This window comes from Roseibacillus persicicus (assembly GCF_014651675.1).
In the GTDB taxonomy this organism is placed as follows: Bacteria; Verrucomicrobiota; Verrucomicrobiia; order Verrucomicrobiales; family Akkermansiaceae; genus Roseibacillus; species Roseibacillus persicicus.
Window position 1 is genome coordinate 1 of the sequence record NZ_BMXI01000028.1, and the last position, 4,761, is coordinate 4,761.

5 protein-coding genes are annotated in these 4,761 nt (G+C 48.7%); all 5 read right to left on the reverse strand.

Going from position 1 to position 4,761, the window contains the following annotated elements; all coding sequences use genetic code 11:
- Positions 1–84: 84 nt before the first annotated feature.
- Positions 85–621, reverse strand: coding sequence for a hypothetical protein (locus IE099_RS20235; RefSeq protein WP_189574536.1), 537 nt, complete (start codon positions 619–621; stop codon positions 85–87).
- Positions 622–1,180: 559 nt separating this feature from the next.
- Positions 1,181–1,651: a DUF6985 domain-containing protein gene (locus IE099_RS20240; RefSeq protein ID WP_189574539.1), complete on the reverse strand. Its 471-nt coding sequence runs from the start codon at positions 1,649–1,651 to the stop codon at positions 1,181–1,183.
- Positions 1,652–2,522: 871 nt separating this feature from the next.
- Positions 2,523–3,107, reverse strand: a complete 585-nt coding sequence (locus IE099_RS20245; protein ID WP_189574542.1) for a hypothetical protein — start codon at positions 3,105–3,107, stop codon at positions 2,523–2,525.
- Positions 3,108–3,264: 157 nt separating this feature from the next.
- The gene (locus IE099_RS20250) at positions 3,265–3,696 is read right to left on the reverse strand and encodes a hypothetical protein (RefSeq protein ID WP_189574544.1); all 432 of its coding nucleotides are present in this window, start codon (positions 3,694–3,696) and stop codon (positions 3,265–3,267) included.
- Positions 3,697–3,822: 126 nt separating this feature from the next.
- On the reverse strand, positions 3,823–4,644 hold the full coding sequence (locus tag IE099_RS20255; protein WP_189574547.1) for a short-chain dehydrogenase: 822 nt from the start codon (positions 4,642–4,644) through the stop codon (positions 3,823–3,825).
- Between the last annotated feature and the right edge of the window lie 117 nt (positions 4,645–4,761).

Consider the following 4,761-nt stretch of genomic DNA (forward strand, 5'->3'; position numbering starts at 1 on the left):
CAGGAAGCCCGCTCCTGAAAACCATTGATGCTATTAGAAAAACCCACCCCGAACTCTGTGAACAATTTTCCTAAAAATCACTTGTCAGTTGGCCTCAGTGGTTTGTTGTGCATTATGGATTAACTCGTCCCACTCTTTAATCATTGCTATATACCCTTCCGGTTCCATCTCTGGCGACAAGTCCTTTGGTTCCGATTGGTCATAAAAGTCTCTCACAGCCGTGGAAAAATCGAGAACTGCAGTACGCCATTCATCATAGGAAACACGAACTGGCCCATCTGACATCGTTAATTCGATTTTAGATTCTTGATGCAGGATCGCAAAGTCCACACCATTTGGACAACCGGAAATAGTTACTCCTCCCCTTTTATTCGGCCAGATTCCATGGCCACAGCAGGGGAAAACATGCTCCTCGGTCGTCAAATCGCTCTTGTGATTAGAAAAAACACTCCTAAGAAGACGAATGGCTGAAGCACTCACAGTCCAATCTCCATCGTCAGGACCAACCAACTGACGGCCGTCAACCTGAAAGTCTACTGGCGAATGAGCACAGTAGTCTTGTGGGTCATCTTCGCCATCATCGCCAATCCAATGCAAGCGTGTCGGCACAATTGAAATCATTTTAGCACAACGTTCGAGCACACCCAATCCGACCGACTCAGCGCGCTTCCACTACTTCTACCACCTTCCCTCCTCCAATCAAACTCCAAACTCGCCAGCGCGGTCGGATTTGTGGTGCTGCGGTATGTTATCCAAGACGGTCCGAAGTCAGAAGGGTAAGAGCAAGAAAGCCTCGAACTCGATGACCTCAAGCTTCGTCAAAACTCCGAATCACCCTTCGCGTAGAACCTTCGTCACCTCGAACTCGCCAAATTTTTCCACTGCCAACCACAGAAACCATCAACTGCGAACTCGCCTGCCGCGCACTGCCAGCCACCGAACCGATACGCCGAACTCGCCTACCACGCAAAACGTTGTCAGAGAGCATTTGTCACCGCGAACTCGCCATTCAAAACAATGCAAAGTCCGCAATACTTTCATTGGATAACGTTTGAGCACACCCAATCCGACCGACTCAGCGCGCTTTCACTACGTCTACCACGTGCCCTCCTCCAGTCAAGCCTCCGACCCACCAGCGCGGTCGGATTTGTGGTGCTGCGCATTGTTCGGCACAGGCATCCTAGGTGAGTAAATCCGACCCCCCGATACTATAACCCATCCTAAATCCAAAACCGTGCTCAGTGTCCCAACTACACTCCCCCAAGAATCCGAATTTACGCTCTCCACGCTCAACGACGATTGGAAACACGAGAGCCACAACTCTGATCACCTTCGAGAGTTCGACAACGCTCTCTATTTTAGGGGCCAACTCTGAAGCCGACTCACCAAATTGCATCTGAAGGTCAGGCCAAATTCCCTGGTAGTGGCGGAACATCCCTTCGGAGAACTCCCCTACGATAGACTTTTCATTCGCTATAAAATGACTGTAAGCATCCCGCTGTTCACTCAAAATCGTTTCGTTTTCGTCATTTCCCTGCACCCAGACTTCCACTTCTTTGGCATTCCACGGGAACTCTATGCTTCTCTTGCCTACCCAACCATCCTCGAACTTCAGTTCGCCAAACACACTATCGATGACAGGAGACTTCATAATTTTTAGCCGAACGTTCAAGCACACCCAATCCGACCGACTCAGCGCACTTACACTGATCCTATCACGTTCCCTCCTCCAGTCAATCTCCGACTCGCCAGCGCGGTCGGATTTGTGGTGCTGCGCATTGTTAGCCCTTTCTGAATCGAAGTGGATGAGGCATACCTGATGGGTAAAGGTATCCAGCTTCAAGAAAGTGATAGTTCGGCTTCATTCGTCGTAGCTCATCGCTATAGCTCTTGTAGCCAGGGTATCCAAGAAGAATCACATTGCGGCGTAGCTTCCTTGCTCGTTCAATCGTCAACGACAGTAGCCAATAAAAGTGATATTCATCCTCAGACCGAAAATCAAGATCACTCGCCTTCCTCGGGAGGTCAAATTGCGCAACAACCTCCCCATTCTTGCTGGATAATACGGCTTGATTCTCAATCTTCAACTCGGGAGTCCAAACAGAATAGGCAGCGTTACTCTGATCCTGTTTCTGTTGCCGACCCTTCGCGAGGCAGCTCGCAAGGAGACTATTAGCGAGTGCAAAGGGGCTCCATTCGTTCGTTACCGTGAGAGGAGCTGTCGGAAGAACATCCTTACGAAGGAAGGAGCAATACTTAAAGAGCTCTTTCGCAGTGTCAGACTGCTCCTCTGCTGTTACAATCGAATGTAGAGCAGACTCAAATCGCTCGGCAAAGTCATCATTCGAGCGAAACTTCTTTCGAGTAACCCCCAAGAGATAATTAAATGTCTTTTGCTCTTGAGACCCTCCGCTAGGTTCAAGATCGTTGTGGGTAAACATATTTTAGGCTAACGTTCTAGCACACTCAATCCATCCGATTCAGCGCGCTTTCCCACAGTTCTACCACGTTCCCCTCTCCAGTCAATCCTCCGACTCGCCAGCGCGGTCGGATTTGTGGTGCTGCGCATTGTTCGGCCCTTTCTTGAGCTCCGCTATCGCCAACTGAAACTTTGCGTTCTCCCAAGAATCTAATTTCTTCGGCTCAGTGCTTAGATACTCTCCGTCTTCCTTCGAGTCCCAACGAAATGAAAGAATTGAGGCCGGATACCAAGTCTCCTTGTCATGGGTCCACCGGAAAAACGTCAGCCGACAGTCATCGTCTATTTCGAAGGTGTACTGTTCGTAAATAGGGTTTGAAAGACCGCCTCCAAAATGTGGTGGTGAATTGTAGAGGTACGAAAATACGAATCCTTCGTCCGGCTTGATTGTTGTAGAACTCGATTTGCTCTTTAACTCATATTTTTCGATTAGCTTCTCGAGAGAAAAATTCTCATTTATATATCGGCTAGCCTCAATGAGGGCTGAGAGCTGAGGTGCATTCTTTCGTTCTTCCAGTGATGGGGCCGATTTCCAGAATCCTTCCCGCGGCAGTATGCGGAAGTCTCCTAGACAAGGAGTCATCAAGAAAAGAGAACAAACAACGAAGAAGGAGTGGATCTTGAGCATTTTAGCCGAACGTTTCAGCACACCCAATCCGACCGACTCAGCGCACTTTCACTACTTCTACCACGCTCCCTCCTCCAGTCAACCTCCGACTCGCCAGCGCGGCCGGATTTGTGGTGCTGCGCATTGTTCGACACGATTTATCCGCGCCATCCTCAAGCTATCTTCCTTCTTCAGCCTTTCGAAAAGACTTTGTCTCATCCAAGAGTTCTTTAGCATCTTGTAACGCCTTCTCTGCACGTTTACTGATGTCCAGCGCATCCTGTGAAGGCTTGGCACATGTAAAAAACACTCTACTATAGAGTTCCCCTTGCACTCGAAATGACTGCTCGGTCAATGTTACAGAGATCGTCTCTCCAATCTTGTTTGTGGTAGATCCAAACAGATCATGCACGACAACTTCCGAACCTCTCCAATCAATTACGTAGGCACGATAACTTGAACCGAATTCAGTCTTGGCGCTGTAAACTTTCTTCACAACAGCGTCAAAAATATCAGACGGCCCGAGAACCACAGCCTCGTCCTGCGCGAAAACCTTCGGCAAGAACCCAAGGAGTATAATAATGAGGAACTTAAGGCGAAAAGTATTCATTTCAGTCGAACGTTCTAGCACACCCAATCCGACCGACTCAGCGCGCTTTCACTACTTCTACCACCTTCCCTCCTCCAGTCAATCACCGACTCGCCAGCGCGGTCGGATTTGTGGTGCTGCGCATTGTTAGTCTTTCTTGATTTGCATCTGGACGTTACTTATCTGCTTCTTTGCCTCATCCATCTTCTTGCGCTGTTGATCAAGAGCCAACTTCTGATCGAGAATCAGTTCAATTCCTGTCCTAACTACTGGAAAGTGGGCTAAGCAAGTCTCCTCATCGAGGGAGTGCACCCCCTTACTCATTATTCCATAGAGAACACGTTGTTCTACTAAAAACTCAGGTAGAAAATCTCTCAACAATAGTATTTTCTCATCCATCCGGCCTCTTTGATAAGCTGCCTCGTCCCACCCATTCTTCTTAGAACCTTCTACGCGTGCTTCTTCTACCAGTCTCTCGAATATGCGGCGTAGGTAGACAAATGAGCCGATTCCTACCCCATGCGAAGCTAATCCCAAAGCTCGATTAAGTTCTTGGTAGTTACTGCGGTCCAAGACCTGCCGGTAGTGCTGAATATGCCCTTGCTCAATGTCCGCCATTGACGGGGTTTGTCCGACCTTAGATAAAGCTTGTTTCTCTAACCTAAAGTAGAAATAAAACTCATGGTCGTGATGCCGAGAACAGAAATAGCGCTTCTCGAAAGTCCTATCCCTTAGATCAAACTGATGGCTTTCCATTTCTAAATCAGTCTTGCCGCCCAAGAGGACCGTCGGCTGTGCACACCAAGGACAGAACGTGTCGATCTGTTGGTTTGATGTGATGAATTGATAAAGTTGATATTCATGTCCGCCTGCCCTTGAAAGCTTGAAGACTGTGTAGAGGGAACGCGTTACGCAAAGTTCCGCTGCCGTAGGAAGATCTTCGGTGATTTCGTCGTTCTCAGAGCTCATCTTTTAGACTAACGTTCAAGCACACCCAATCCGACCGACTCAGCGCACTTTCACTACTTCTACCACGCCCCCTCCTCCAGTCAATCCTCCAACTCGCCGGCGCGGTCGGATTTGTGG